This is a genomic window from Nocardioides sp. NBC_00850 (genome assembly GCF_045207335.1).
GTDB lineage: Bacteria > Actinomycetota > Actinomycetes > Propionibacteriales > Nocardioidaceae > Nocardioides.
In genome coordinates this window covers 5,650,449-5,677,109 of record NZ_CP108845.1, presented here as the reverse complement: position 1 = coordinate 5,677,109, position 26,661 = coordinate 5,650,449, and the positions used below count along the sequence as shown (strand labels likewise).

Annotated in this window: 23 protein-coding genes; 16 read left to right on the top strand and 7 right to left on the bottom strand. The window is 70.5% G+C overall.

Annotation, left to right across the window (positions count from 1 at the left end; genetic code table 11):
- Nucleotides 1-750 carry an HAD-IIA family hydrolase gene (locus tag OH802_RS27555; RefSeq protein WP_406029420.1) on the top strand — a complete coding sequence of 250 codons (750 nt, stop codon included), beginning with the start codon at nucleotides 1-3 and terminating at the stop codon, nucleotides 748-750.
- Here the strand turns inward: OH802_RS27555 and OH802_RS27550 are convergent.
- The gene (locus OH802_RS27550) at nucleotides 744-1,451 is read right to left on the bottom strand and encodes an SDR family NAD(P)-dependent oxidoreductase (protein ID WP_406023558.1); all 708 of its coding nucleotides are present in this window, start codon (nucleotides 1,449-1,451) and stop codon (nucleotides 744-746) included. The two genes, OH802_RS27555 and OH802_RS27550, sit on opposite strands and share 7 nt — an antisense overlap.
- Nucleotides 1,452-1,552: 101 nt before the next feature.
- Here OH802_RS27550 and OH802_RS27545 point away from each other — a divergent pair, with 101 nt between their 5' ends.
- The 6 genes from OH802_RS27545 (at nucleotide 1,553) to OH802_RS27520 (ending at nucleotide 7,778) form a co-directional block, all read left to right on the top strand.
- The gene (locus OH802_RS27545) at nucleotides 1,553-2,395 is read left to right on the top strand and encodes a helix-turn-helix transcriptional regulator (RefSeq protein ID WP_406023557.1); all 843 of its coding nucleotides are present in this window, start codon (nucleotides 1,553-1,555) and stop codon (nucleotides 2,393-2,395) included.
- Nucleotides 2,396-2,536: 141 nt separating this feature from the next.
- Nucleotides 2,537-3,799 (top strand): Nramp family divalent metal transporter, encoded by a 1,263-nt coding sequence (locus OH802_RS27540; protein ID WP_406023556.1) that lies wholly within the window; start codon nucleotides 2,537-2,539, stop codon nucleotides 3,797-3,799.
- A gap of 26 nt (nucleotides 3,800-3,825) precedes the next feature.
- The gene (locus OH802_RS27535; RefSeq protein ID WP_406023555.1) at nucleotides 3,826-4,491 is read left to right on the top strand and encodes a response regulator transcription factor; all 666 of its coding nucleotides are present in this window, start codon (nucleotides 3,826-3,828) and stop codon (nucleotides 4,489-4,491) included.
- 23 nt (nucleotides 4,492-4,514) lie between these two features.
- The gene (locus OH802_RS27530) at nucleotides 4,515-5,870 is read left to right on the top strand and encodes a sensor histidine kinase (protein ID WP_406023554.1); all 1,356 of its coding nucleotides are present in this window, start codon (nucleotides 4,515-4,517) and stop codon (nucleotides 5,868-5,870) included.
- 35 nt (nucleotides 5,871-5,905) lie between these two features.
- Entirely contained in the window at nucleotides 5,906-6,835 is a 930-nt protein-coding gene (locus tag OH802_RS27525) for a TAXI family TRAP transporter solute-binding subunit (RefSeq protein ID WP_406023553.1), read from the top strand.
- Between the two features lie 55 nt (nucleotides 6,836-6,890).
- Nucleotides 6,891-7,778: a helix-turn-helix domain-containing protein gene (locus OH802_RS27520; RefSeq protein ID WP_406023552.1), complete on the top strand. Its 888-nt coding sequence runs from the start codon at nucleotides 6,891-6,893 to the stop codon at nucleotides 7,776-7,778.
- Here OH802_RS27520 and OH802_RS27515 read toward each other — a convergent pair.
- Nucleotides 7,665-8,834, bottom strand: a complete 1,170-nt coding sequence (locus tag OH802_RS27515) for an MFS transporter (RefSeq protein ID WP_406023551.1) — start codon at nucleotides 8,832-8,834, stop codon at nucleotides 7,665-7,667. The genes OH802_RS27520 and OH802_RS27515 overlap by 114 nt on opposite strands.
- Before the next feature lie 179 nt (nucleotides 8,835-9,013).
- On the opposite strand from OH802_RS27515, the gene OH802_RS27510 reads away from it, so the two are divergent.
- Genes OH802_RS27510 through OH802_RS27480 form a run of 7 tightly spaced genes read left to right on the top strand, consistent with a single transcriptional unit; the run spans nucleotide 9,014 to nucleotide 16,521 of the window.
- Complete coding sequence (locus tag OH802_RS27510; RefSeq protein WP_406023550.1) at nucleotides 9,014-10,309, top strand: amidohydrolase family protein; 1,296 nt, start codon at nucleotides 9,014-9,016, stop codon at nucleotides 10,307-10,309.
- 1 nt (nucleotide 10,310) lies between these two features.
- The gene (locus OH802_RS27505) at nucleotides 10,311-11,057 is read left to right on the top strand and encodes an ABC transporter ATP-binding protein (RefSeq protein WP_350714400.1); all 747 of its coding nucleotides are present in this window, start codon (nucleotides 10,311-10,313) and stop codon (nucleotides 11,055-11,057) included.
- Entirely contained in the window at nucleotides 11,054-11,947 is an 894-nt protein-coding gene (locus tag OH802_RS27500) for an ABC transporter permease (RefSeq protein ID WP_406023549.1), read from the top strand. The genes OH802_RS27505 and OH802_RS27500 overlap by 4 nt, the downstream gene beginning before the upstream one ends.
- A 32-nt stretch (nucleotides 11,948-11,979) precedes the next feature.
- The gene (locus OH802_RS27495; protein WP_406023548.1) at nucleotides 11,980-13,164 is read left to right on the top strand and encodes a hypothetical protein; all 1,185 of its coding nucleotides are present in this window, start codon (nucleotides 11,980-11,982) and stop codon (nucleotides 13,162-13,164) included.
- Nucleotides 13,165-13,169: 5 nt separating this feature from the next.
- On the top strand, nucleotides 13,170-14,513 hold the full coding sequence (locus OH802_RS27490) for an FAD-binding oxidoreductase (RefSeq protein WP_406023547.1): 1,344 nt from the start codon (nucleotides 13,170-13,172) through the stop codon (nucleotides 14,511-14,513).
- The gene (locus OH802_RS27485; RefSeq protein WP_406023546.1) at nucleotides 14,513-15,286 is read left to right on the top strand and encodes a creatininase family protein; all 774 of its coding nucleotides are present in this window, start codon (nucleotides 14,513-14,515) and stop codon (nucleotides 15,284-15,286) included. Before OH802_RS27490 ends, OH802_RS27485 begins: the two co-directional genes overlap by 1 nt.
- Nucleotides 15,283-16,521, top strand: coding sequence for an amidohydrolase family protein (locus OH802_RS27480; RefSeq protein WP_406023545.1), 1,239 nt, complete (start codon nucleotides 15,283-15,285; stop codon nucleotides 16,519-16,521). The genes OH802_RS27485 and OH802_RS27480 overlap by 4 nt, the downstream gene beginning before the upstream one ends.
- Here OH802_RS27480 and OH802_RS27475 read toward each other — a convergent pair.
- Nucleotides 16,499-17,044: a helix-turn-helix domain-containing protein gene (locus OH802_RS27475; protein ID WP_406023544.1), complete on the bottom strand. Its 546-nt coding sequence runs from the start codon at nucleotides 17,042-17,044 to the stop codon at nucleotides 16,499-16,501. The genes OH802_RS27480 and OH802_RS27475 overlap by 23 nt on opposite strands.
- A gap of 182 nt (nucleotides 17,045-17,226) precedes the next feature.
- Here OH802_RS27475 and OH802_RS27470 point away from each other — a divergent pair, with 182 nt between their 5' ends.
- Both OH802_RS27470 and OH802_RS27465 read left to right on the top strand, forming a co-directional pair.
- Entirely contained in the window at nucleotides 17,227-17,685 is a 459-nt protein-coding gene (locus tag OH802_RS27470; RefSeq protein WP_406023543.1) for an agglutinin cell wall attachment protein, read from the top strand.
- Nucleotides 17,686-17,878: 193 nt separating this feature from the next.
- Nucleotides 17,879-23,347 (top strand): carboxyl transferase domain-containing protein, encoded by a 5,469-nt coding sequence (locus OH802_RS27465; RefSeq protein WP_406023542.1) that lies wholly within the window; start codon nucleotides 17,879-17,881, stop codon nucleotides 23,345-23,347.
- A 145-nt stretch (nucleotides 23,348-23,492) separates the two neighbouring features.
- Here OH802_RS27465 and OH802_RS27460 read toward each other — a convergent pair whose 3' ends face one another.
- The 4 genes from OH802_RS27460 to OH802_RS27445 form a co-directional block, all read right to left on the bottom strand.
- Nucleotides 23,493-24,317, bottom strand: a complete 825-nt coding sequence (locus tag OH802_RS27460) for a hypothetical protein (RefSeq protein WP_406023541.1) — start codon at nucleotides 24,315-24,317, stop codon at nucleotides 23,493-23,495.
- An 11-nt stretch (nucleotides 24,318-24,328) separates the two neighbouring features.
- Nucleotides 24,329-25,618 (bottom strand): hypothetical protein, encoded by a 1,290-nt coding sequence (locus OH802_RS27455; protein WP_406023540.1) that lies wholly within the window; start codon nucleotides 25,616-25,618, stop codon nucleotides 24,329-24,331.
- 6 nt (nucleotides 25,619-25,624) lie between these two features.
- A complete protein-coding gene (locus OH802_RS27450; protein ID WP_406023539.1) occupies nucleotides 25,625-25,954 on the bottom strand; it encodes a carboxymuconolactone decarboxylase family protein in 330 nt (109 codons plus the stop codon).
- A 116-nt stretch (nucleotides 25,955-26,070) separates the two neighbouring features.
- Nucleotides 26,071-26,511 carry a hypothetical protein gene (locus OH802_RS27445; protein WP_406023538.1) on the bottom strand — a complete coding sequence of 147 codons (441 nt, stop codon included), beginning with the start codon at nucleotides 26,509-26,511 and terminating at the stop codon, nucleotides 26,071-26,073.
- Nucleotides 26,512-26,661 lie beyond the last annotated feature (150 nt).

The following is a 26,661-nucleotide window of genomic DNA, read 5'->3' as shown; positions in this document are numbered from 1 at the left end:
ATGGACGGCGTCCTCGTGCGCGAGGAGGAGCCGATCCCCGGCGCCGCCGAGTTCCTGGCGAAGCTCACCGAGGCGTCGGTGCCGTTCATGGTGCTGACCAACAACTCGATCTACACCCCACGGGACCTCCGGGTCCGGCTGCTCCGGTCCGGCCTCGACGTCCCGGAGAAGTCGATCTGGACCTCGGCGCTCGCGACCGCGCAGTTCCTCGCCGACCAGCGACCGGATGGATCGGCGTACGTCGTCGGCGAGGCCGGTCTGACGACCGCGCTGCACGCGGTCGGCTACGTGATGACGGAGAACGACCCTGACTACGTCGTGCTCGGCGAGACCCGCACCTACTCGTTCGAGGCGATCACCCGGGCGATCCGGCTGATCGAGGGCGGCGCGCGGTTCATCGCGACCAACCCCGACCCGAGCGGGCCGAGCCCGCAGGGCACGCTGCCCGCGACGGGCTCCGTCGCCGCGCTGATCAGCGCCGCGACCAACCGGGCGCCCTACTTCATCGGCAAGCCCAACCCGCTGATGATGCGCAGCGCCCTCAACCAGCTCGAGGCCCACTCCGAGACGACCGTGATGATCGGCGACCGGATGGACACCGACATCATCAGTGGCCTCGAGGCCGGGATGCGCACCATCCTCGTCGAGACCGGGTCGACCAGGCCCGAGCAGGTCGAGACCTTCCCGTTCCGGCCGACCCGCGTGGTCTCCTCCATCGCCGACGTACTGCCGCTGCTCGACGCTCAGTAGGGGAGCGGGCCGTGGCCGGAGACGAATGTTCCGGTCGGGCCGTCCGGGCCGACCTGCGCCATCCGGACGATGATCTCGGCACCTTCCTGGACGCTCTGGGTGCCGGTGTGGCCGTTGAGGTCGGTGTCGGTGAAGCCGGGTTCGACCGCGTTGATCCGGATGCTCGGGTAGGCCTTGGCGAGCTGGATGGTGGCGGCGTTGACGGCGGCCTTGGACGCCGGATAGCTCAGTCCCCGGTAGAAGTAGGTGAAGCCGTCGGGATCGCTCAGCATGCCCAGTGAGGCGAGGCCGCTGGAGACGTTGACGATGACAGGTGCCGGCGACTTCAGCAGCAGCGGCACGAAGGCATGGGTCACCCGGATCCCGCCGAACAGGTTGGTCTCGAAGGTGGCCCGTACGTCCTCGACGCTCTCGTCGGCGGCGGTGGGGATGGCGTTGTCGGCCATTCGCGGCTCCACCCCGGCGTTGTTGACGAGCACATCCAGGCCGCCGTCGGCGGCGATCTGCTCGGCCGCGGCGGTGACGGAGGCGTCGTCGGTGACGTCGATGCGTACGAACCGGGCGCCGAGCTCGGCGGCGGTGGCCCGGCCACGGGCCTCGTCACGAGCCCCGATGTAGACGGTGTGCCCCGCGGCGAGAAGGCGGCGGGCGGTCTCTTTGCCGAGGCCCTTGTTGGCCCCGGTGATCAGTGTGGTGGTCATGCCTCCAGGCTGCGCCGGCGACGCGGGTCCAGGAAGCGGTCCGGTTTTCGTAGGACTGGCAGGGCCAGGACATCGGCTCCACAGTGTCGGAGACTGGTGGGGTGGAGTCATCGGAGTTCGGTCGCATGCTGCGCGGTTGGCGTGATCGCGTGGAGCCCGCCACTGTCGGGCTGCCGGCCGGGGGCCGTCGCCGGGCGACCGGTCTGCGGCGCGAGGAGGTCGCGCACCTGTCGGGTATCTCCGTCGACTACCTGACCCGGCTCGAGCAGGGCCGGGCGACCTCGCCGTCGGCGCAGGTGGTCGAGGCACTCGCCCGTGCGCTCCGGCTCCCGGACGCGGACCGCGACGTGCTGTTCCGTCTCGCCGGGCACGTCACCCCCGGGAGGGACGTGATCTCCTCGCGGGTCTCGCCGAGCGTGCAGCGTCTCCTGGACCGGCTGGCGCACACCCCGGTCGTGGTCTACGACGCCGCGTGGAACCTGGTGATCGCCAACGAGGCGTACGACGCGCTGATGGGTGCGACGACGACCTGGCGCGGCCGCGAGCGCAACGCGGTATGGCGCAACATCGTTCTCGAGAGCAGCCGAGCCGTCTCCACCTCGGCGGAGACGAAGGCGCTGCAGGTGGGTTTGGTCGCCGACCTGCGCCTCACCGCGGCCCGCTACCCCGGGGACCAGCGGCTGCGGGGGCTCATCGCCGACCTGCGCGCCGCCAGCCCCCGCTTCGCGGACCTGTGGGAGAGCACCGACCCGTCCCGGCAACACGAACCGGCGCGACACAAGATCATCGACCACCCCACGGTCGGCCGGATCGCGCTCGACTGCGACACCCTGACCGTCGCCGTCGAGGACCTGCGGATCATGGTCTACACCGCCGAACCCGGCACCGAGGACGCCGAGCGTCTGGCGCTGGCGACGGTCGTCGGCAACCAGGCGCTCGGGTGAGCCGCGGGCGAGGCCAGATTTCATTGGGTTGTGTAAGGAAAGCCCGCTCAGGGCCTCTCCTCGTGGACGTGACTGTGTCGGCCGTCACATAGTCGGGCGTCCGGGTGACCCCACCCGGAGAAGACCGAGGAGTTACAACTGATGACTGTCATCGATGACAAGTCCGCAGGGGCCGTCCCTCGCTGGCGCTTGATCGGACCCGGCCTGGTCGTCGCCGCCACCGGTGTCGGCGCCGCCGACCTGGTCGCCACCATGATCGCGGGCAGCAAGTACGGCTATGCGCTGCTCTGGGCCGTCGTGCTCGGGTGCCTGATGAAGGTCGTGCTCGTGGAGGGGGCCGGTCGCTACAGCCTGGCGACCGGACGCACGATCTACGAGGGCTGGAGCAGCCTGGGCCGCTGGACCCACGCCTACTTCGGGCCGTACCTCATCATCTGGGGCTTCGTGTACGGCGCTGCCGCCATGTCCGGCACCGGGCTCGCCGCCCACGCCCTGGTGCCGGTGCTGTCGGTGAAGGCCTGGGGCATCATCGCCGGCATCTTCGGCCTCGCGCTGGTCTGGACCGGCCGCTACGGGCTGTTCGAGAAGGCGCTCAGCATCATGGTGCTGCTGATGTTCATCTCGATGGTCGCCGCTGCGGCGCTCACGGTGCCGAACCTGCCCGAACTCGCCGCCGGCCTGGTGCCTCGGATTCCGGACGGGTCGCTGCTCAACATCCTGAGCGTCGCCGGCGGTGTCGGCGGGACGATCACGCTTGCCGCCTACGGCTACTGGCTGCGTGAGAAGGGCTGGGCGACCCCGGCGTACATGCGGGTGATGCGCATCGACAACTCGGTCGCGTACATCGTGACCGGAATCTTCGTCGTCTCCACGCTCATCGTCGGGGCCGAGCTGCTGTATTCGGCCGGCATCGCGGTCGACACCGGCGACAAGGGGATGCTCGACATCGGGAACGTCCTCGAGGATCGGTACGGCCCGGCCGCCGGAACGATCTTCCTGATCGGCTTCCTCTCCGCCGCGCTGAGCTCGCTGGTGGGGGTGTGGCACGGGGTCAGCCTCATGTTCGCCGACTTCGCCGGGCACGTGCGGAAGGCCCCCGAGGACGCGCCCGAGCGGATGGCCGGCGGCGTCTGGTACCGCGCGTACATCCTGTGGTTGACGTTCCCGCCGATCATCGCCCTGTTCCTGGACCAGCCGGTCTATCTGATCCTCGCCTACGGTGTGCTCGGGGCGCTCTTCATGCCGTTCCTCGCCATCACTCTCCTGTGGATCCTCAACACCGACCGGGTGCCGCGCGAATGGCGCAACCGGATCTCCTCGAACGTCGTGATGGGCCTGTGCGCACTCGCCTTCTTGGCACTGGCAGTGCATCAGGTCCGCGTCGTCATCACCGGCGCGCTCTGATCACCGCACCACGTTAGGTTTGCTCCGTGCGGATTCTGGTGGTCGAGGACGACCCGAGCGTTGCGGAGGCGTTGGTGGACGCCTTCCAGGACGTGGGGTGGACCCCGACCCACTGCAGCCGCGGCGACGACGGGCTGCACCAGATCGCCGGAGCCGACCTGGTGGTGCTCGATCTCGGCCTGCCGGACATGGACGGACTCGACTTCCTGCGTACGGTGCGGCGGGTCTCGACGGTTCCGGTGCTCGTGCTCACGGCCCGTGACAGTGACGGGTCTGTCGTCCTCGGCCTGCGTGCCGGCGCCGACGACTACCTGGTGAAGCCGGTCGGCAGGGCAGTGCTGCTCGCGCGTGTCCACGCGCTGGTTCGGCGGAGCCGGATGGCCTCCGCCGAACCGCGACCGGCCGAGCGCGTGGTCACGTTGGGCGAGCTGAGCGTCGACGTCGCCGCGCGCACCGTTCACCGTGGTGGGTCCCCGGTCTCGGTGACCGCGACGGAGTTCGACCTGCTGGCTGCGCTGATCGCCCGCACCGGCGAGGCGGTGAGTCGCGACGAGCTGCTGCTCCAGGTGTGGGGTACGCCGGCGGTCGGCAAGTCGCGGTCGCTGGACTTCTTCGTGACCGCGCTTCGCAGCAAGCTGGGTCGGGACCTGCCGCTGCACACGGTGCGCGGCTACGGCTTCCGGCTCGGCTGATCGGGAAGGGGGAGACGTCGGTGATGGAGCGTCGGGTACAGCTCGTGGTCGGCCTGCTCCTGCTCGGGACGCTCCTGGCACTCGCGTTTCCGCTGGCGACGACGCTCGCTGACCGGCGTACCGCCCGGCTCGCGTCCGAGCGGGACCGGCAGATGGCGGTGATCGCGGAGGCGGCGGCCTCCGGCCAGCCGGTCGCAGAGCTGGTCGATCGCTACCACGACGTCTACGACGAGCCGGTCCTCGTCGTCGATGCCGACGGCCAGGAGCTCTCGCTCGCAGGCGACCTCGACGCCGGCGCCGCCTCCGTCAGGGGAGCGCTGCGTATCGGACTGGTCGGCGTGCCTCCCGTCGCGATGCGCCGGATCCTGCCCTGGACCACCGCTGACCCGCTGCGCGGAGCGCCGGGCCGCGAGGACGGCGAGGTCAGGTCGTACGCGCTGACTCGCGTCGACACCTCGGCTGCCGCCGCACAGGTGAGGCGGGACTGGGCGCTCATCGCCGTCGGGGCGTTGGCGCTCCTGCTGCTGGCCGCCGCGCTGACCAGGCGGCTGTCGCGATGGACCATGCGTCCGGTGCATTCGCTCGAGGCAGCGGCGCGCACGATCACTCATGGGGACCGCAGCGCGGACGTGCTCGCGACCGGCCCCGCGGAGCTCCGCGGACTGGTGGCGGAGTTCAACCGCATGGGTGCAGCCGTCGACAGGTCCTTGGAGCAACAGCGTCAGCTGGTCGCCGACGCGTCGCATCAGCTGCGCAACCCGCTGGCGGCGCTGCGCCTGCGAGCCGACGGACTGGAGTCACATGTGAACAGCACCGGTGAGCGGGCCTATGCGGGTCTGACCAAGGAGCTGGAGCGCCTGGAGACGCTCCTCGACCAGCTGATGTCGCTGGCGCGGGCCCAGGAGGCAGGGGTGGCACGTGCCGGAGGACAGGTCACCGTCGCGAACCAGGTGGTGGGCACCGTCATCCGTGAGCGCGTCGAGGCCTGGCGGCCGGCAGCGGAAGCGGCTGGGCAGTCCTTGGAGGTCACCAGAGACCTTCCCGAGGTGGAGGTGGCCGGGGTGCTCGACCAGATCCTCGACGTACTCATCGACAACGCCATCCGCTACGCCGGTCCGGGCGCCCGCGTCGAACTCTCGGCGACCCAGACCGCCGACGGAGTCGTCGGCTGGGTCCGTGACGACGGTCCGGGGCTCGAGCACGACGAGTGGGACCTGGCCACCGAGCGGTTCTGGCGATCCGGTGACCGGCGGACGGGATCCGGCCTCGGGCTGGCGATCGCCGAGGAGCTCGCCGGCGCCAACGGTGGTCGCGTACGTCTGCGGCCCGCCGAACCGGTCGGGACGATTGCCGAGTTCTCGCTGCGGGTGGCGTCGTGACCTGGCTGGGTGAGGGGCTGACGAGGCGGACGTTGGTGCGAACGGTCACCGCCGCCGCAGTTGCGCCGACCGTGGCGTCCTTGGCGGGATGCCGCGACACCGCGACGTCACCCGTCACGATTGCGGCAGGCACGGAGTACGGGACCTACGCGGTCTTCGCCGGCCTGCTCGCCGAACAGCTGCGTGCCGTGAGCCCTGGGCTGGAACCGACGGTCCTGTCGACGGAGGGAAGCCTCGACAACGTACGTCTCCTCAGAGACGGCGAGGCCGCGCTCGGGCTCGCGCTCGAGGACGGCCTCGATCGGATCGTCGCCGATGTGCCCGAAGCGGAGCGGCCGATGGCGTTGGCGCGTATCTATGAGAACTATCTGCAACTCCTCGTGACCGACGACAGTCCCATCCGCGAGGTCGGCGACCTTCGTGGACGGCGCGTCGTGCTCGGAGCCGCCGGGTCCGGCGCCGCCGTGACCGCTGTCGTGCTCCTGGAGGCAGCTGGTCTGCGGACCCGCGATCTCACGGTGAGGTACATGGGACTGGCTGCCGGTCTGGACCGGCTGCTCGAGGACGAGGTCGACGCCGTGTTCTGGTCCGGCGGGATCCCGACGCCCACCATCAGCAAGGCGGGGCATGAGCGGCCGCTCCGGATGATCGACCTCGGCGCGCTCGCCGTCCCGATGTCACGACAGTCCGGCTACCGCTACTCAACCCGGAAGGTGCCACCGGTCGACTACGGTCCTCCCTCGGGTGGCACGACGATCGGCGTTCCCAACCTGCTGTTGGCTCGCCGCGACCTACCGCACCGGGTGGCGCGGGAGATCGTCGACGTCATGGTCAGCCGTGCGGACCTGCTGATCCCGGACTTCGTCCGAGGGCTTCAATACCTGGAGCCCGCCACGATGATCCAGACGGGGCGGATCCCTCTCCATCCCGGCGCCTTGTCGGCGTATCGCGCCCTGCACGGATGACGTGGCGGCGACGGCCTCGGGAATAGCTGGACGGCGGTCGCACGCTGGGGCTGATGTGAACGAGGACCGTCCGTCGTGGGAGATGACGCTCGCCTACCAGGAGGAGCTGGCCGCCGGCTCCGCCGGTGAGGACGTACGCTCCGCCACCTGGTTGCTCGTCGACGACGGCACGGTCGTGCTGACCGCGGCCGGGCAGTCGCACCTTCTCCGCACAGGAGATGCGGCTCTGGTCGGGGGCCAGGTCAGGCACCGGCTGGCGACCCACGACGGGGCCGCGGTGACGCGGGCCGATCTGCGGGCGGTCGCGGTGGCGTACCCGCTCGCCAACCCGCTGGTCGTGCGCGACTTCGTCGGTCGCCACGGCGGGGTGGCCGAGCTGGTGCGGCGCTGTCCGCTGGCGGGGCCGTGCCGGCCGACAGCGCTGTTCGCGTCGGGCTACGCGTCCCTGCTCGGCGCGGCGATGACAGCCTCCTGGCTCGAGGACACCGGGCGCGGGACCGACGGTCCCGCGCCCGTCCTCGACCCGACGGTGGCGCAGGTGCTGTCCGCGTTGATCGCGGATCCGGCACGGGCCTGGTCGGTCGAGGCGATGGCGGAGTCCGTGCACCTGTCGAGGTCGGCGCTGGGGGAGCGGTTCCGGCGGAGCCTGGGGCAGAGCCCGAGCGAAGCGCTGCGGGACGTGCGAATGCGCGCGGCCCGCCACCTGCTGGCCGGCGGTGACCGTCCGGTCGAACAGGTGGCGTACGCCGTGGGCTACGGGTCGGGCGCGGCGTTCAGCCGGGCCTTCACCGCCGTCCACGGGACCGGGCCGCAGGCGTGGCGGGACGCCTCAACCACGCGGGACGCGGACCGCGCCGAAGCCCGCCGCGGCGATCACCGCACCGATCGCGCCGATGAGGAGCACGCGCCCGACGCCGTACTCATCGAGGACCGCGCCTCCTAGTGCCGCGCCGAGGGTGATCGCGATCTGGAACGCGGTGACCTGGAGCGCCAGCGCCGACTCGGTGCGCTCGGGCTCGACGCGGGTGACCCAGAGCTGCGTGCCGACCGGCACCAGGTTGAACCCGAAGCCCCACACGATCATGGCCAGCGCCATGACCGGCGTGCTCTCGGCGAGGAACGTCAGCACCAACCCGCCAGCGAGCAGGAGCGGCGCGACGGTGACGACGACCCGCAGCCGGTCGGCGAACCGGCCGGCTGCGAGATTGCCGAAGAGCCCGCCGAGGCCCCACAGCGCCAGCATCCACATGCCGTCGCCGGGCGAGGTGGTCGAGATCGCGATCCGGATGAACGGGTACGCCACGAAGTTGCCGAGCACCACCACGACCACCAGGACCACCCCGGCGACCAATCGCGGGTTGCGGAGGGCCTGACGCATCATGGTCAGCCCGGCCGACGGGTGGGCCGGCACCGTCGGCAGCGCTCGGGCCAGCGCGGCGGCGGAGACCAGGCTCAGCACCGCCGCGGCCGCGAACCCCCAGCGCCAGCCGGGGCCGTCAGCGAGCATCGAGCCCAGCGGCAGACCGACGATCGAGGCCACCGTGACGCCCAGCGCGATCGAGGTCGAGATGACGTGGTCGCGGCCCGGCGACGCGTACGTCCCGACAGCGAACGCGAAGGACCAGTAGCCGGCGATCGCCGCGCCGAGCACGAGCCTGCCGAGGAGCAGGACGATGAAACCGGGGGATATCGCGACCGCCAGGTTGGCGACGGCCGCGGCGACCAGCAGGCCGACCAGCAACGTACGCCGGTCCATCCGGGGAAGGATCATGGCGATCGTCGGTGCGGTCGCGGCCCCGGCGATCGCCGTCGCCGCCACCGCGAGCCCGGCCGTCCCCTCGCTGATCCCGAGGTCGCGCGCCATTGTCGGCAGTACGCCCGCGGGCAGGAACTCGCTCGAGACCAGGATCGCGATCCCGGCGGCGAGCGCGACCACCGGCGCCGCTCGGCCTCGGGAGGTGGTCGGAGAGGGGGTCGTTTCAGGTGAAGTCGTTGTCACCCTTCGATCGTCGCCGCGATCCGAGCGCTCGCGTTGATCGTCCGTCGCCCGTGCTTGACCGGATGGCCGCCGTCACTGGTTTCATCGAGGAGGACCGAAACGGTTACGCCACCGAAATAACCGCTCCTTACGCTCGAAAATGTTCATCTCATCAACATTTGAGCCGGAAGGGGTAGTCGATGGCCGTGGCAAGAAGTGCAGGACAGGTCGGGCCGGCGGACGGCCCGGCGCAGCTGGCCGGCGTGGAGCTGACCGCGCTGCGCGGCGTACGCCTCCTCGACGGCGCCCTCGCCGATCTCGATCTCGCGGACGGTGAGATCACCGCCGTCCGGGCGGCGGGGGAGAAGCCGGTCGCCGAGACCGACTCCGGGACCGACGCGAGCGGCTGGCGGCTGATTCCCGCCGCCGGCGAGCCGCACGCGCACCTCGACAAGGCGCTGAGCGCGGAGCAGATCGAGCCGGGCCCGCAGGCCGGGAACGACCTGGTCACCGCCATCGAGCAGTGGCGCTCGCTCGTTCCCACGCTCACCTCCGACGACTTCGCCGACCGCGCCCGGCGGGCGGTGCGCCGCTATGTCGCGAACGGCATCACCACGATCCGTACGCACGCCGACGCGCTCCTCGCGGGCGACCCGCTGCGCGGGGTCGATGCCCTGCTCGGCCTGCGCGAGGAGCTCAGCGGAACGGTGACGCTCCAGGTCTGCCTGCTCGCCGGCCAGGACGTCCCCGACGCGGTGATCGAGGACGCGATCGGGCGCGGGATCGACGTCATCGGCGGGTGTCCGCACCTGGCCGACGAGCCCGCCAAGGAGACCAGCCGCATCCTGGACCACGCGGAGCGGTCCGGTCTCCCAGTCGACCTGCACACCGACGAGCAGACCACCACCGGCCACCTCGACCTGGCCGACCTCGCCGAACAGGTCATCGCCCGGGGGATGCAGCAGCGCGTGACCGCCTCACACTGCGTACGCCTCGGCATGCTCGGCCACGACCGCCGAGGTCCCGTCGTGGACCTGGTGGCGAAGGCGGGGATCGGCATCGTGACGCTCCCGATCACCAACCTCTATCTGCAGGGCCGCGACGTGGACGGTGCGGTGCCGCGTGGTCTCACCGCGGTCCGGGCGCTGCTCGAGGCCGGGGTGCCGGTCGCCGCTGGTGCCGACAACCTGCGCGACCCCTTCAACCCCGTCGGCCGGGCCGACCCGTTCGAGACCACCTCGCTCCTGGTCGCCGCCGGTCATCTCCGGCCGGCCGAGGCCCTCGCCGCAGTCACGACGACCACCCGCACCGTGCTCGGGCTCCCCGACGCGGGCACGGGACCGGGCAGCCGGGCCGACTTCATGCTCGTCCCCGACGTACCTCTCGACGAGGTCGTCGCCGGAACCCAGACCGCCCGCGTCGTCGTCCATGGCGGCCGCGTGCTCGCCGACACCCGCGTCAGCACCGTCCTCGATCTCGATCCCATGCCGAGGTGACATGAACACGACGACCACCACCGCCACGCTCGCCCTCTCCGGGGTGACGAAGCGATTCCCGACCGGTACGACCGCGCTGACCGGGGTCGACCTCAGCGTCGACGCCGGGGAGTTCGTCTCCGTCGTCGGCCCGTCCGGCTGCGGCAAGTCCACCCTGCTCCGGCTGGCCTCGGGACTCGAGGACGCCACCGTCGGCCGGGTCGACGTCGACGCGGACACCACCAGCTACGTCTTCCAGGACCCCACCCTGCTGGAGTGGCGCAGCGCCCGGAAGAACGTCGAGCTGATCGGCGAGCTGAGCGGGCTCCCCAAGGAGCAGCGCCGCCGCGCGGCCCAGGAGGCCCTCGACCTGGTCGGCCTCACCGGCTTCGAGAAGCAGCATCCGCGCCAGCTCTCCGGAGGCATGCGGATGCGGGTCTCGATCGCCCGAGCCCTGGTCGCCGAGCCCGATCTCGCCCTCTTCGACGAGCCGTTCGGCGCGCTCGACGAGATCACCCGGCTGGCGATGCAGACCGAGCTGCAGCGGCTCTTCAAGCTGCTGGGCTTCGCCGGCCTCTTCATCACCCACTCCGTGGCCGAGGCCGTCTACCTCTCGACGCGCGTCGTCGTGATGAGCGGCCGGCCGGGCCGGATCGTCGCGGAGATCCCGGTGCCCTGGGAGTTCCCGCGCCCACCCGAGCTGCGTTTCGAGTCCGACTTCGCCCACCTGGTCGGCCAGGTCTCCGAGGCACTGGAGGAGCACGCATGAGCACCGAGCTGAGCACCGAGCTGAACACCGGGCTGATCGTCGAGCCGGACGTCGAGTCCGCGACCGAGGCGGCACCCGCCGAGCCGCCCACCAGACGTACGTCCCCGGTGCTCCGCAGGCTCATCGCCAAGGTCCTGCCGATGATCGCGGCGCTCGCCGGCCTGGCGGCCGTGTGGTACGCCGTGACGTACCTCGTCCTCAGCGAGGACAAGCGGTTCCTGCTGCCGCCGCCGCACCAGGTCTTCGGCGAGACGCTGGGCCGGCCGGAGATCATGCAGCCGATGCTCGCCGCGCTGTGGCAGTCGGTCATGGTCGCGCTGGCCGGTCTGGTGATCTCGGTGGTCATCGGGATGGCGTGGGCGATGGTGATGGCCCAGACCCGGCTGCTGGAGAAGGTGCTCTACCCCTATGCGGTCATCCTGCAGACGGTCCCGATCCTGGCGCTGACGCCTCTGATCGGGATCTGGATGGGCTACGGCATCGCGGCCCGGATCGTGGTCTGCGTGATCATCGCGGTCTTCCCGATGATCGCCAACACCCTCTTCGGCCTGCAGTCGGCGACGGCACCCGCGCACGACCTCTTCACCCTCAACCGGGCGACGCGGCTGCAGCGGCTGCTCAAGCTGCAGCTGCCTGCCGCGATGCCGGCGATCTTCACCGGCCTGCGCAACGCCGCCGGGCTGTCGGTCATCGGCGTGATCGTCGGCGACTTCTACTTCCAGCAGGGCAGCCCCGGTATCGGCGGCCTGCTCCGCGTCTACACGCTCCGGCTCAGCATGGAGCCGCTCTTCCTGGCGATCATCCTGACCGCCCTCTTCGGTGTCGTCGTCTTCTCGGCCTTCGCCGCTCTCGACCGTGCCGTGATCGGCAAGTGGTACGGCGAGCGCTGACCTCACTCCATCCCCCAAGAAACGGACACAGCATGAACCGACACATACCCCTGCGCGCCGCCACCCTCGTGGCGCTCTCGACGATCGTCCCGTTCGCCCTGACCGGCTGCGGGAGCGACTCCGGCTCCGCAAACACCGCCACCGCAGGTGAGGTGACGAAGGCGGAGAAGGGCAGCGCGAAGGACCTCTCCGACGTCTGTCCCGCGACCGTGGTGATGCAGCAGGACTGGCAGCCCGAGGCCGAGCACGGCGGCATGTACAGCCTGATCGGCGAGGGCTACACCGTCGACACCGACAAGAAGACCGTCACCGGGCCGCTCGTCTCCGGCGGCGTCGACACGGGCGTGAAGGTCGAGGTCCGCTCGGGTGGTCCGGCGACCGGGTTCCAGCCCGTCCCCGCGACCATGTACCTCGACAAGGACATCCTGATCGGAGCGGTCAACACCGACGCCGCGATCGCGGCCGCGGAGAAGCAGCCGACCGTGGCGCTGGCCTCGCAGCTGACCGTCTCGCCACAGATCCTGATGTGGGACCCGAAGAGCCAGGACGACGCGAAGACCATCGCCGAGGCCGCCGGCGACGGCGACCCGGTCGTCACTGCCGGTGACGTGATCCCGGCGCTGCTCGAGTCGCAGGGGATGATCGAGAAGAAGCAGTCCGACCTCTCCTACGAGGGCACTCCGCAGCGCTTCGTCACCGAGCCCACGATCCTCCAGCAGGGCTTCGCCACCGCCGAGCCCTACATCTACGAGAACGAGATCAGCAACTGGGCCAAGCCGATCGGCTACCAGCTGCTCGCCGAGGTCGGCTACACCATCTACCCCGAGCCGATCGCGGTACGTGCCGAGGACGTCGAGAAGGAGGCCGACTGCCTCGAGAAGCTCGTCCCGGTGATGCAGCAGGCCGAGATCGACTACCTGGCCGATCCCGACTGGGCCAACGGCATCATCGTCGACATCGTCGAGCGCTACCAGACCGGCTGGACCTACAGCGAGGGCGTCGCCACGTACGCCGCCAAGACGATGACCGACCTCGACCTGGTCCACGACGACCCGAAGTCCGGAGTCTTCGGCCAGATCGACGGCGAGCGGATGAAGGGGATCGTCGAGACGTTCGCGCCGATCATGAAGCAGGCCGGCACGATCACCTCCGACGACATCGACCCGGAGTCGCTCTACGACAACCGGTTCATCGACGACTCGATCTCGATGAAGTGATGTCGATGACCATCTCGCAGCGTACGTCCCAGGTGACCGCCCTGGTCGCCGACCGCCTCGGCGCGGACCGGGTCGAGACCGACCCGGCCGCGCTGGTCAAGCTCTCCTCGGACTGGTCCCGGATGTCGCCGGTCCTCCAGGAGAAGGTGCCGAGCGGCAGGTACGTCGCCGACGCCATCGTCCGGCCGCGCACCGAGCAGGAGGTCGCCGACGTGCTGGCCGTGGCCTACGAGCACGACGTGCCGGTCGTCCCGCGTGGGGCCGGGACCGGCAACTACGGCCAGGCGACCCCGTTCACCGGCGGGATCATCCTCGACCTGCGCGGCCTGGACTCGATCGAGGTTCGGGCCGACGGCAACCTACGCACCGGGGCCGGTGCCCGGATGACCCGCATCGACAAGGTCGCCCGGGCGGCCGGGCGCGACCTGTGGATCTTCCCCTCCACCAAGGGCTCCACGATCGGCGGCTTCATCGGCGGCGGCAGCGCCGGCACCGGGACCATCGAGCACGGCACCACCTCCGACGGCTTCGTCACCGAGCTGACGGTGGCCCCGATGGACGGCAGCGGGCGCCTGCTCACGGTGACTGGCGAGGAGACGCTGCCCTACATCCACGCCTACGGCGTGACCGGCGTGGTGACCTCGGTGGTCGTCCGCACCGACCCCGCGCGGGACTGGGTGGCGGTCTATGCCGCCTTCGACAGCTGGGACGCGATGGTGTCCGTGCACCGCCGCCTGCTCGACCTGCCGGTGCTGCCGAGGCTGGCCTCGGGTGACGAGCCGGCGCTGGTCCCGACCCTGACCACCAACGTCGAGCTCGACCCGGCCCAGCACAGCCTGCGGGTGATCGCGGAGGCGTCCACGGTCGCCGAGATCGAGTCGCTCGTCGTGGCGGCCGGAGGCAGCGTACGGGCTCGTCTGGAGGACTACGCCGCGACCGATCTGCTCTCCGGGATGTCCTACAACCATCCGGTCTACTTCCTCCAGCGCGCCCACCGCGACCGGAGCTGGTTCCACATGGAGACCGGGGGCGAGCTCTACTGGAGCGACGCCGACCAGGTGCGGAAGGTCTACGACGGCCCCGTCTGGCTGCACCTGGAGCTGATGGGGAAGGGCCCGCTGGCGATGGTGGTCGCCGAGTACGTCTCCGAGGAGCAGGTCCTCGCCGGGATCCCGCGCTTCGACGAGATCGGGGTCGGCGTGCACTCGCCCCACCAGTGGTACGTCGACCGCAACGTCGAGCTCGTCACCGCGGTCGCGCGCGAGCGTGACCCCAAGGGGTTGCTCAACCAGGGCAAGCTCACCGACCACGCGCTGGTCGACACCCGCATCAACATCGGAGTCCGCTGATGCCCCGTTTCGCCGACCTCACCGCTCCCGAGATCGCCGCTCTGCCCGAGGACACCGTCGCGGTTCTCGGTCTCGGCGCGATCGAGCAGCACGGTCCCCACCTGCCGGTCTCGACGGACTACGTCATCGCCGCCGAGGCCGCCGAGGCCGCGGTGGCGACGGTCGCCGCGGCAGGCAGCGCGTCCGTGGTGCTGCTCGAGCCGCTGGCCTACACGAAGTCCGACGAGCACTCCTGGTCGCCCGGCACGATCTGGCTCTCCTGGGACACCCTGATGCGGGTCCTCGTCGACATCGGCCGCTCGCTGAGCACCTCCGGGATCACCCGGCTGCTCTTCGTCAACGGGCACGGCGGGAATTCCGCGCTCGGCCAGGTCGCCAGCCGCGAGCTGCGCAAGCAGTTCGGGCTGGCGACGTTCTTCGCGCATCTCTCGGTGCCACCCGACCAAGGAGGACGGTCCTCGCGGGAGGACGAGCTCGGCCTCGGCATCCACGGCGGCCACGGCGAGACCTCGATGATGCTCCACCTGCGTCCCGAGCTGGTGCACCAGGAGCGAGGGGAGCGGAAGGTGCCCGAGCAGCTGGCCGGCTACCGGCACATCGGCTTCGGCAAGCCGGTCTCCTTCGGCTGGCTCTCCGACGACTTCGGCACCGACGGCTACCTCGGCGACCCGACCACCGCCACCGCCGAGGACGGCAAGCTCCGCTTCGAGGCCGGGGTCGCCACGCTGGCCGAGGTCATCGTGGAAGCCTCCCGCTTCACGCCGTCGGCATGACGCTGCGGATCACCGGGGCAGCCTCGGGCGACCTCTCGATCGAGGGGGCCGAGGACACCCTCGACGCCTCGGGCTGCCTGGTCACGCCGGGTCTGGTCAACGCACACCATCACCTGCTGCAGACCGCGTTCCGCACCCTGCCCGGGACGCGCGGCGTCCCGATGGCGACCTGGCTGCCCACGATGGCGGCGGCCTACGACCGTGTCGGGGTCGACGCCGAGCTCACCTACGCCGCCGCGCGGGCGGGGCTCGCCGAGTCGCTGCTCTGTGGGGTGACGACGGTGGCCGACCATCACCTGACCTGGCCGGACTCCCTGACACCGGAGGAGACGGTGCCGTTGGCGCAGGGGACCGCGCGAGCGGCGGCCGAGCTGGGTGCCCGCCTGGTCTTCGTACGCGGTGCCGCCCGGGACGACCCCGAGACCGCGGCGCACAGCGCCGACCTGATCGCGGAGGCGCTGGTGGGGGACGCTCCCGGTGGGGTGAGCGCCGACGGCATGCTGCAGGTCGCGGTCGGGCCGGCCGGGGTGCACTCCGATCCAGAGCCGACCTTCCGGCTGATGGGGGAGGTGGCTGCCCGGCGCGGGCTGCGGCGGCGTACCCAGGCCAACGAGCAGGTCGACGTCGCGATCGCGGCCGAGCGCTACGGTCGCCGTCCGATCGACCTGCTGGAGGAGTGGGGCTGGCTCGCGCCCGACGTGACCCTGGCCCATCTGTGCGACGTGACGCCGGACGAGATCCGGAGGCTGAGCGCGGCCGGGGTGAGCGCCACCCATGCGCCCGGCTGCGACCTGCCGATGGGGTGGGGGATCGCGCCGGTCGCCGCCCTCCGCGCGGCCGGGGTCGAGGTCGGGCTCGGCACCAGCGGCGGCGGCAGCAACGACGCCGGCCACCTGCTCGCCGATGCCCGTCTCGCCATGCAGGTGGCGCCGCTGGTCGGTCCTCCGCTGGCGGCCGCCGACGTGCTCGCGATGGCGACCACCGGCTCAGCGGCCGGCCTCGGCCGACCGGGGCTGGGTTCGGGGACGGATCTGTGCGTCTGGGACGTCTCCGGGGTCGCCGACGCCGGCGTCCACGACCCGGTCGCCGGCCTGCTGTGGGCCTCGCCCGGGCGGCGTCCGCGGCACGTGGTCGTGGCCGGCCGGGTCGTCGTACGCGACGGGGTGCTCACCACCGCCGACGAGCGCGAGATCGTCGCGGATCTGGGGCGGCTCAGCGCCCGCGCTGCTCCTTGACCACCAGCAGCCGGAAGAGCTCGCCGTCGGCGCTGGCCCACCGGTGCCGTACGCCACCGGGGATGTAGACCGAGTCGGCGGTCTCCATGACCTGCTCCTCGCCGTCCAGGTCGATCCGAAGGGTCCCGCCGACCACGTAGACGAACTCGTCCTCCTCGTGCTGCCAGTAGCGGTCCCAGGCCGACCTGTCCCCGGTGAACTCCATCGGGATGAAGGCGTGATCGGCCCCGGCGACCAGCGCCTGCACGGCGCCGTTGGCCGCCTCCGCGGTGCCGGGGTCGGAGCGGCGTACGACTGACACGGGGCCGGCGGAAGCGCTCTCGACGCTGTCCGCGAGCAGCGCCTGCTGGGTCGTGCCCAGCGTCTCCGCGATCCGGAACAGCGAGGACATCGAGGGACGCGCCATCCCACGCTCGATCTGGCTCAGGAACGGGTGCGAGAGGTCGGTCGCCTCGGCTAGCTGGACCAGCGTCATCCCACGCGCCTTGCGCAGCTCCCGTACGCGGGCGCCCAAGCGAAGCACCGAGCGATCCAGGGACTGTCGCGGGTTCCGAGTCACCTGCTCAACCTAGCCGTCGTCGGTGCTTCGTGTTCACCGCGTCACGAGGAACTCACGGAGCCGACGTGTGTCGGAAACAACATCCGTGCCGCCGCCACGAAACGGAGTTTCGAAATGCTGTCGACAGCGGTAGTAGGTTGATGGCCATGACCGTTCCTCCTGTGGTCAGACAGGAACAGCTCATCGACGAGATCGCCCTCCACCTCGCTGACGAGGTAGAGGGCGACTGGTCCACGTTGGTCTTCAACCACCGCAACCTGTCCATGTTCTTCACCGGGCGCGTCGATGTGCACCGGCCGGACGGCAGCCTCGCCCACGCCCGACCGCCCGACACGATCCTCGCGCTGACCGACGAGCTCAGGCGGGTGATGTACGAGCCCGGCCGCGGCGCCTGGTTCTCCGCGCGCTGGACCATCGCGAGCGGGGAGGGCGAGGGGGAGAAGCACTCGACGAATGTCGTCTTCAACTACGACGACGAACCGGTCTGGCGCTGGCCGGCCCACCCGGGCCTGTACGCGCTCGACCTCGAGACGTTCCCCCGTGCCGACGACCGCGTCCCGGACTGGCTCCGGCAGAAGGTCAACGGAGCCCGCCGGACGTTGTAGGAAACGGCCATCCTGGACGCATCACACCGGCGCGATCCTGGGGCGTCGCCGGGCGGTGTCCACTAGGAAATCGACAAGGAATCCATCAGAAGCCTGTCGGAGTCGAGCGGTCACAGGGGCGGCGCCTGATGAAAGGGTCTGCACCGTGCCACAGGTCTCTCGAATTGCCATCGTCAACCGCGGTGAAGCCGCGATGCGTCTGATCCATGCCGTCCGCGACCTCAACGCGCGGGATACGTCCGAAGGGACGATCCGCACCATCGCGCTGCACACCGACGTCGACGCCGGGTCGGCGTTCGTACGTGAGGCCGACGAGGCCTACTTGCTCGGCGCCGCCGCGGATCGCCCCTACCTCGATCTCGCCGTCCTCGAGCAGGCGCTGGTCGCCTCCGGGGCCGACGCCGCCTGGGTCGGCTGGGGCTTCGTCGCCGAGGATCCAGCCTTCGCCGAGCTGTGCGACCGGCTGGGCGTCACCTTCATCGGCCCCAGCGCCGAGGCGATGCGGAAACTGGGCGACAAGATCGGCTCGAAGCTGATCGCCGAGGAGGTCGGCGTCCCGGTCGCTCCCTGGAGCCGCGGCGGCGTGAACGACCTCGAGTCGGCACTCGCCAGCGCCGAGGAGATCGGCTACCCGCTCATGCTCAAGGCCACCGCCGGTGGTGGCGGTCGCGGCATCCGGAAGGTCACCTCCGGTGCCGAGCTCACCGAGGCGTACCAGCGAACCCGGGACGAGGCCGAGCGCGCGTTCGGGAGCGGCGTCGTCTTCCTCGAGAAGCTGGTCACCGATGCCCGCCATGTCGAGGTCCAGGTCATCGCCGACGGTCAAGGCACCGCCTGGGCGATCGGCGTACGCGACTGCTCCGTGCAGCGACGCAACCAGAAGGTCATCGAGGAGTCGTCCTCCCCGCTGCTGAGCGAAGACCAGGCCGCCGGGCTCAAGGCGTCCGCCGAGCGGCTCGCCACGGCGGTGGGCTACGCCGGAGCCGGCACCGTCGAATTCCTCTACCACCCGGGTGAGAAGACGTTCGCCTTCCTCGAGGTCAACACCCGTCTCCAGGTCGAGCACCCCATCACCGAGACCGTGACCGGCACTGACCTGGTCGCGCTGCAGATCCAGGTGGCTTCCGGCGTACCGCTCAGCGGCGACAGGCCGGTCGAGCGTGGCCACGCGGTCGAGGCCCGGCTCAACGCCGAGGACCCGGACCGCGACTTCGCGCCCGCTCCGGGCCGGATCAGCCGCCTCGAGTTCCCCGCCGGCCCCGGCATCCGGGTCGACACCGGCGTGGCCGAGGGTGACACCATCCCGGCCGACTTCGACTCGATGATCGCCAAGGTGATCGCCTGGGGTGCCGACCGCGAACAGGCGCTGGCGCGACTGCGCCGGGCGATGGGCGAGACCACCGTCATCATCGACGGCGGCGCGACCAACAAGAGCTTCATCCTCGACCTCCTCGACCAGCCCGAGGTCACCACCGGCAGCCCGGCCTGGGCCGACACCGGCTGGATCGACCGGGTGCGCGGCGAGGGGCGGCTCCAGGCCGCCCGGCACGCCGGCGTCGCGCTCGTCGCCGCCGCGATCGAGGGGTACGACGAGGCCGAGCGCGGCGAGATCGCCCGCATGCTCCAGACCGCCCAGGGTGGCCGGCCCCAGATCCAGCACGACCCCGCCCGCACCATCGAGCTCAAGCTGCGCGGGGCGACGTACGCCCTGACCGTGCGGCAGTCCGGACCTGCCCGCTACCAGGTCACCATCACGGCCGGCGGCGAGCGGCGCACCCTCACCGCCACCCTCGACCGGATCGACGAGGTGCATGGCCGGCTCACCGTCGACGGCCACCGCTACCGGCTGGTGACCGCCACCCACGGCCCCGTCCATCTGGTCGAGGTCGACGACGTGATGCACCGGGTCAGCCGCGACGAGGGCGGCATGGTCCGCGCCCCCGCGCCGGCGCTCGTCGTCTCCACCCCGCTCGCCGTCGGTGACGAGGTGGCAGCCGGTCACCCGGTCCTGGTGCTCGAGTCGATGAAGATGGAGACCGCGCTGACCGCGCCGTTCACCGGCCGGGTCAAGGAGCTGCTGGTCCGGGTCGGGAGCCAGGTCGAGACCGCGGCGCCGCTGCTGCGCCTCGAGCCGACCGGCGAGGCCGAGGGCGAGGCGACCACCGCCACCCTGGCCGACCTCGATCTGCCCGAGCCCACCACGGAGCCCGGCCGCAGCAACGGTGCGCTGGACGACCTGAGCAGCCTGCTGCTCGGCTACGACGTCGAGGAGGATCAGCGTCCGGCGTTGCTCGCCGCCCATCTGGCCTCTCGCTCCACCGGTGCGCCCGCGGACACGCTGCGCACCGAGATGGACCTGCTGGCCCTGTTCACCGACTTCGCCGAGCTCAGCCGCAACCGCCCGGCCGGTGACGAGCCGTCCACCGAGCTGCGCGTGCACAGCTCGCGGGAGTACTTCCACACCTACCTGCGCAGCCTCGACCCCGACCGGGGCGCGCTCCCGGACCACTTCCGCGACAAGCTGCTGCGGGTGCTCGCGCACTACGGGGTCACGGACCTCGAACGTACGCCGGAGCTCGAGCGCGCGGTGTTCCGCATCTTCCTCGCCCAGCAGCATCCCTCCGACGTCGATGTCGCGATCGGGGTGCTGCAGCGCTGGCTCGGCGACCCGCCGCCGGCGACGGAGGACGCCGCCGCGGTCCGCGCGCTGCTCGAGCGGATGGTGCGCGCCACGCAGCTCCGGTTCGCCGTGGTCGGCGACCTGGCCCGCTCGGTCCGGTTCGGCTGGTTCGACCAGGCGCTGGTCGATGACGAGCGCCGCGCGGTGCTGGAGGGAGTGCCGGCCGAGGTCGCCGCCCTCACCGACCCGGACGCCCCTGACCGGGCCGCCCGCATCGATGCACTGGCGGCTGTCCCCGAGCCACTGGTCGGGTTCCTCCGGGACCGGCTGGTCGAGGGTATTCCCGAGCGCGAGCCGCTGCTGGAGGTGCTGATCCGGCGCCACTACCGCGACTACCACCTGCACGACCTGACCGTCACCGGCATAGACGACGGCGGACGCCCGGTCGCGCACGCCGAGTACGCCACTGACGAGAAGGGTGCGACCCGAGTCGTGTCCACCATCGGCGACGTGACGGAGCTCGCCCGTCCCGACGGCCCACTCGGTACTGCCATCACCTCGGCGTTGAGCTCCGACCACGACGACGTCGTCGAGATCTACCTGCGCTGGACGGATGCGCCCGCCGATCCGGACCTCGCCTCGTCCGAGCTCGCCAAGATGCTCGCCGGCCACGAGTTCGCCCGCCGCGCCCGCCGTGTCTCGATCGCGGTCTGCCATGCCGCGCCACAGCCCATCGACTACTTCACCTACCGCCACCACGCGGACGGCGCCCCTCAGACCCCGACCGCCGAGCTGGTCGAGGACAGCCTGGTCCGGGGCATGCACCCGATGGTCGGTCGCAGGCTCAACCTGTGGCGGCTCAGCGAGTTCGACGTCACCAGGCTCGCCGCGCCCGACGACGTCCTGCTCTATGAGTGCGTCGCCCGGGCCAACCCGGCCGACCGCCGGCTCGTCGCGGCGGCCCAGGCCCGACAGCTCGCCGTCGTCCGCGACGACGAGGGCCGCGTGATCGCGCTGCCGCACGTCGAGCGGGCCGTGGAGAACTGCCTCGAGGCGATCCGCCGCGTACGCTCCGCCCGGGGTCGCGAGGGCACCAAGCTCGACGTCAACCACGTGTGGGTGACGGTGTGGCCGGTGGTCGAGGCGGATCTCGACCAGATCACCGCGCTGCAGAGCAAGATCACCCCGCTCAGCGAGGGCGCCGGGATCGAGGAGGTGCTCGCGCAGGGCCGCGTGGCCGGGCGGGATGGCGGCGCCCCGACCCCGCTGGCCATCCGCTTCCACGCCAAGCCAGGCGCTGGTGTGGTGGCGGACGTCATCGAACCGCCCACCGAGCCGCTCGCCCCGATGGACGAGTACGCCGCCAAGGTGCTGCGCGCCCGACGCCGTGGCCTCGTCTACCCCTACGAGCTCCAGCGCGCCCTGGCCGGGAGCGGCACGGTCGTCGAGCACGATCTCGACGCCGACGGCGTACTCGTACCCGTCGATCGAGCTCCCGGGCTCAACAGCGCCGGCATCATCGTCGCCGTCGTGACCACGCCGAGCGCTCTCTACCCTGACGGCATCGCCCGTGTCGTGCTCTGCGGTGACCCGCTCAAGTCGCTCGGGGCGCTCTCGGAGCCCGAGTGCGCCCGGGTGATCGCGGCCATCGATCTGGCCGAGCGGATGCAGATTCCGGTCGAGTGGTTCGCGGTGTCGGCAGGTGCGCGGATCTCGATGGAGAGCGGCACCGAGAACATGGACTGGGTCGCCGCCGCGCTGCGCCGGATCGTCCAGTTCACCCAGGACGGCGGCGAGATCAACATCGTCGTCGCCGGGATCAACGTCGGCGCCCAGCCGTACTGGAACGCCGAAGCGACGATGCTGATGCACACCAAGGGCATCCTGGTGATGACCCCGGACAGCGCGATGGTGCTGACCGGCAAGCAGTCGCTCGACTTCTCCGGCGGTGTGTCCGCCGAGGACAACCACGGCATCGGCGGCTACGACCGGGTGATGGGCCCGAACGGGCAGGCGCAGTACTGGGTGCCCGACCTGGCCGGTGCCTTCCGGGTGCTCATGGCGCACTACGAGCACAGCTACGTGGTCCCCGGAGAGACCGGGCCGCGCCGCGCGCCGACGGCCGACCCGATCGACCGTGACGTGTCGTCGTTCCCGCACGCGGGTGACTTCGCCACGGTCGGCGAGATCTTCTCGGCCGAGCACAACCCCGACCGCAAGCGACCCTTCGACATCCGCACGGTGATGCGGGCGCTGGCCGACGCCGACCACGAGATGCTCGAGCGGTGGGCCGGCATGGCCGATGCCGACACCGCCGTGGTCGTCGACACCCGGATCGGTGGCTACCCGGTCAGCCTGGTCGGGATCGAGTCCAAGCCGGTGCCGCGCGCCGGCTTCCCTCCCACCGACGGTCCGGACACCTACACCGCGGGCACCCTGTTCCCGCGGTCGTCGAAGAAGGTCGCGCGCGCGATCAACGCGGCATCGGGCAACCGGCCGCTGGTGGTGCTCGCCAACCTGTCCGGCTTCGACGGCTCCCCGGAGTCGATGCGCAACCTGCAGCTCGAGTACGGCGCAGAGATCGGCCGCGCGGTCGTCAACTTCCAGGGCCCGATCGTCTTCTGCGTCATCTCCCGCTACCACGGGGGTGCGTTCGTGGTGTTCTCCAAGCACCTGAACCCGTCGATGACGGTGCTCGCCATCGAGGGTTCGTACGCCTCGGTCCTCGGTGGCGCTCCTGCGGCGGCTGTCGTGTTCGCCGCGGAGGTCTCCAAGCGGGCGGCGGCCGACCCGCGGGTCGCCGCGCTAGAGGAGCGCATCGACCACGCCGAGGACGGGGAGCGCGGCGAGCTCGTCGTCGAGCTGGCCGAGCTCCGCGCCCAGCTGCGGGCCGACAAGATCGCCGAGGTCGCGGCCGAGTTCGACGACGTGCACGACATCCACCGCGCCGTGGAGGTCGGCTCGGTCGACGAGGTGATCGCGGCCAGCGACCTGCGGCCCAAGGTGATCGACGTCATCGAGAGGGCGTGGGGCAGCGTGTGACCGCTGGATGTTCTATGTCGACCGTTTCCGTGATGAGTTCCTGGTGGCCTGGTAGCTGCTCCACGACGTCGGCAGGGCGGCCGCCAGGACCAGGAGCACGGTGGCCAGTGGCTCCTGTCAGCTGTGGCCGCCGCCTTCCGTCTGCTCAGCGTGCATTGCCGGCCTCGTCACACGGGGGAGCCACCGAGAGCCCGGCCAACTCGAGCTGAACGTCGATCAGGCCCAGCGTGCGCTTCATGGCCGTTGGCTGCAGCCGACCCGCGCCACCGCCGTGGGGGTGGTCGAAGAACACCAACAGGAACATCAGCAGGGTGATCACCACGGTCACGCTGCCCATCAGCATCCCTTGGGTGACCGCACCCTCGGCCCGGTCGGCGAAGAACAGCATGTAGGCGAAGATCACCCCGGCGATCACGAACAGGGCGATCCAGAGCGGTCCGGGGATGATGCCCTCGGCACCGTGGACGCGATCGATCCGGGCCTGCTCGCGGTCGTCGGTCTGGTCCATCCACCGGTCGTAGGCAGACTGCTCGGTGGCCGTCTTCGGGTCGACGGTCGAGATGGTGCGGAACAGCTCGGCGCCCCACGGGTTGATCGCGTCGCCGAGGTTGCCCTTGTTCAGGGCGTGCCACTCCGTGCCGGCCACGGACCGGGCGTAGCAGGTGAGCTCGCCGGTGAGCTCGGCAGATGAGTCCTCGGGCATGAACTGGGCGGTCTGCACCTGCTGGGCCACGATCGTCGCCTCGGTCTCGGCGCCCTGGCGGGATTCGTCGTAGGAGGTGAAGGCCAGGAAGATGATGAACCCCAGCAGCACCGAGAAGCCGGTGGCCAGCACCCCGAACACCCCCGAGGCCCGGTCCCCGTCGGTGAAGTACGAGCCCTCCGGTGCACGTCGTCGTACCGCCAGCATCGCCGCCACCGTCAGGCCAGTGACCAGGACCAGAACGACGATGCCGATGATGACGTTCATCATGTCTCCGACTAGGTCGCCAAGTCAGAATCCAGGGAAGCGGTTGGCTCCCTGCCTCGACCGGCTCCGACCAGAACTTGGAGAACGACCAGCAGGCCGAGCGCCAGAGCCAGGGACCACCAGAGTCGGTCCATCGTGACGTTGTTGCCCCAGAGCAGGACCACACCGCCCAACGCCACCACGGCGACTCGCAGCCAGGTCACGTTGGCGGCGACCCAGCGGCCCGCTCCGCCGACGGGACCGTCCCCCAGGCGAGCGCCGACGCTCTCGAGACCCCCGCCGATGGTCGTACGTGCGGTGGTGCCGTACCTGTTGGAACCGGCGAACCAGCCAGCGAGCACGATCACCAGACCGAGCCACAGGACCACCTGCTGGCCGCGCTCTAGGTAGGCGAGCAGGGTGTCGAAGAAGACCCTGCTCGCCGGCCCGAAATCGGTGCCGGAGAGCGCGTTGATGAACATCTGCTGCCCGATGGACAGCACCCACGCCAGCAGTAGCGCGTTGGCGGCCACGATCGCCCCGATCCACACCGCCATCCGTGGCCGGCGGCGGGCCAGCACCAAGGCGGCCAGGAACAGGACCCCGACCACGGGAAGGAGCCACTGGGCCACCGGGTTCGAGAACGCGTAGATCGTGCGCACCTGCTTGAGCTGGGGTGCCTCCATCAGCACGATCTGACGGTCGGTCTCGGGGATGGGCAGGTTCTCGACGATGGTCAGACCCCGGGCGACGAGTCGCTCCTTGACCCGTTCGATGACCTCGTCGACGTCGAGCACGACCTCTTCGCCCTGGAGCGACACGGCACCGGAGTCGTCGCCGTTCAGGATTCGCTGGAGGGTCTGCTGGGCTTTGGTGTTGACCAGGACCCAGATGTCGGCGAACTCGTCGGAGGCGATGAACGCGCGGACCTCGCGATCCACCAGACCGTTGATGGCAGCGGCGAGAGGCGCCACGAGCTGCTGCAGGCGCGGCTTGTCGTCGATCACGCCGGCGAACACGGTGTTGAGCATCGCTTCGATGTCGACCTGTTGCTGGATCGCCCCGGTGACCCGGGTCGCGATCACGTCCTGCACCTCGGGGGACTCGATGAGAGGGCCGACGGTCTCGACGTACCGCTCGGCGTCGTTCAAAGTGCGCTGCCCCCAGTAGGCCACCGCGGCCGGCGTGGTCAACAACCCGGCCAGCACCAGGCAGATCACCGCCGCGATCGAGCGGCCTCGTGACGGTCGGTCTGCGGTGGTGACGACGGGGTCGTCGGTGGGTTCTCGGAGTTCGCGTGTGATGGGCGAGTCGTTCGACATGGTGCGTCAGTCCAGTTCGTCGTCGGCCATCTGCGCGGATGCCTGTTCGATGCCGACTCCGATCGCCAGGACGATGCGGCTGGTCGCCGCTGCGACCCGCGACGTCCCGACGATGGGTGCGATCGCCGCGAGCACACCGCGGACGGCCTCGGCGTCGAGGCCGACCTCATCGGCGATCGCGAGGTTCAACGCGTAGGAGACGGCCGGAGCGTCGCTCGCGACGAGGGCAGCGAGTCGGACGAGAGCGATGGACTGTACGTCGAGGCTCGATACCTGCACGGATTCGGCCGTCATGTTGGCCAGCAGGTCGAGGACGGGGGTGTCGGATGCGGTCATGTCTGACATGGCAACCCTTCGGTGGTCGTGGGACTGGCTTCGAGCGAGGCCAGTCCCCAGGCTGTCTGGAGGGCCCGCCCGAGGCATCACCCGAAGTGGACGAACCGGCGGCCAGGTCAGCGGGTGATGTCGCGACCGTGCACCGTCAGCGCCCAGATGACGAAGATGTCGACAGCGATGATCAGCGTCGACCAGAACGGCGAGTACGGGATGAACGCGAAGTTGGCGAAGGCACTCAGTACGGCCAGGGTGACTCCGATGATGCGACCCCAGACCATGCCGTTGAGCACAGCGAAGCCCGCGAACACGACGAGCAGTCCGAGCAGCAGGTGGATCCAGCCCCAGCTGGTGGCGTCGAGCTGGAGCAGGTAGTTGGGGGTCGTGACGTAGAACTCGTTCTCGAAGATGGCGACCAGGCCGGCGAAGGCCTGGAAGCTGCCGGCCATGATCATCATCACGCCGGCGAACATGATGAAGCCGGTCGCCCAGCCACTGGGCGGCGGTTCCTGCGCCTGCCAGGTGGTGGTCTCATCGTTCAATGGGGTCTGTTCGGTCATGACGGGACGCTCCTTGGATTGCCGCCGACCACGAGGGACTCGATGTCGGGTCGTGAAGTGAACGGACGATCTCAATCTGGTCGCCGCGACCTGTTGGCGAATCATCCTCATTGTGTGAAAGGTGAGGGCGTCAGGACTGAGAAGGTGGCC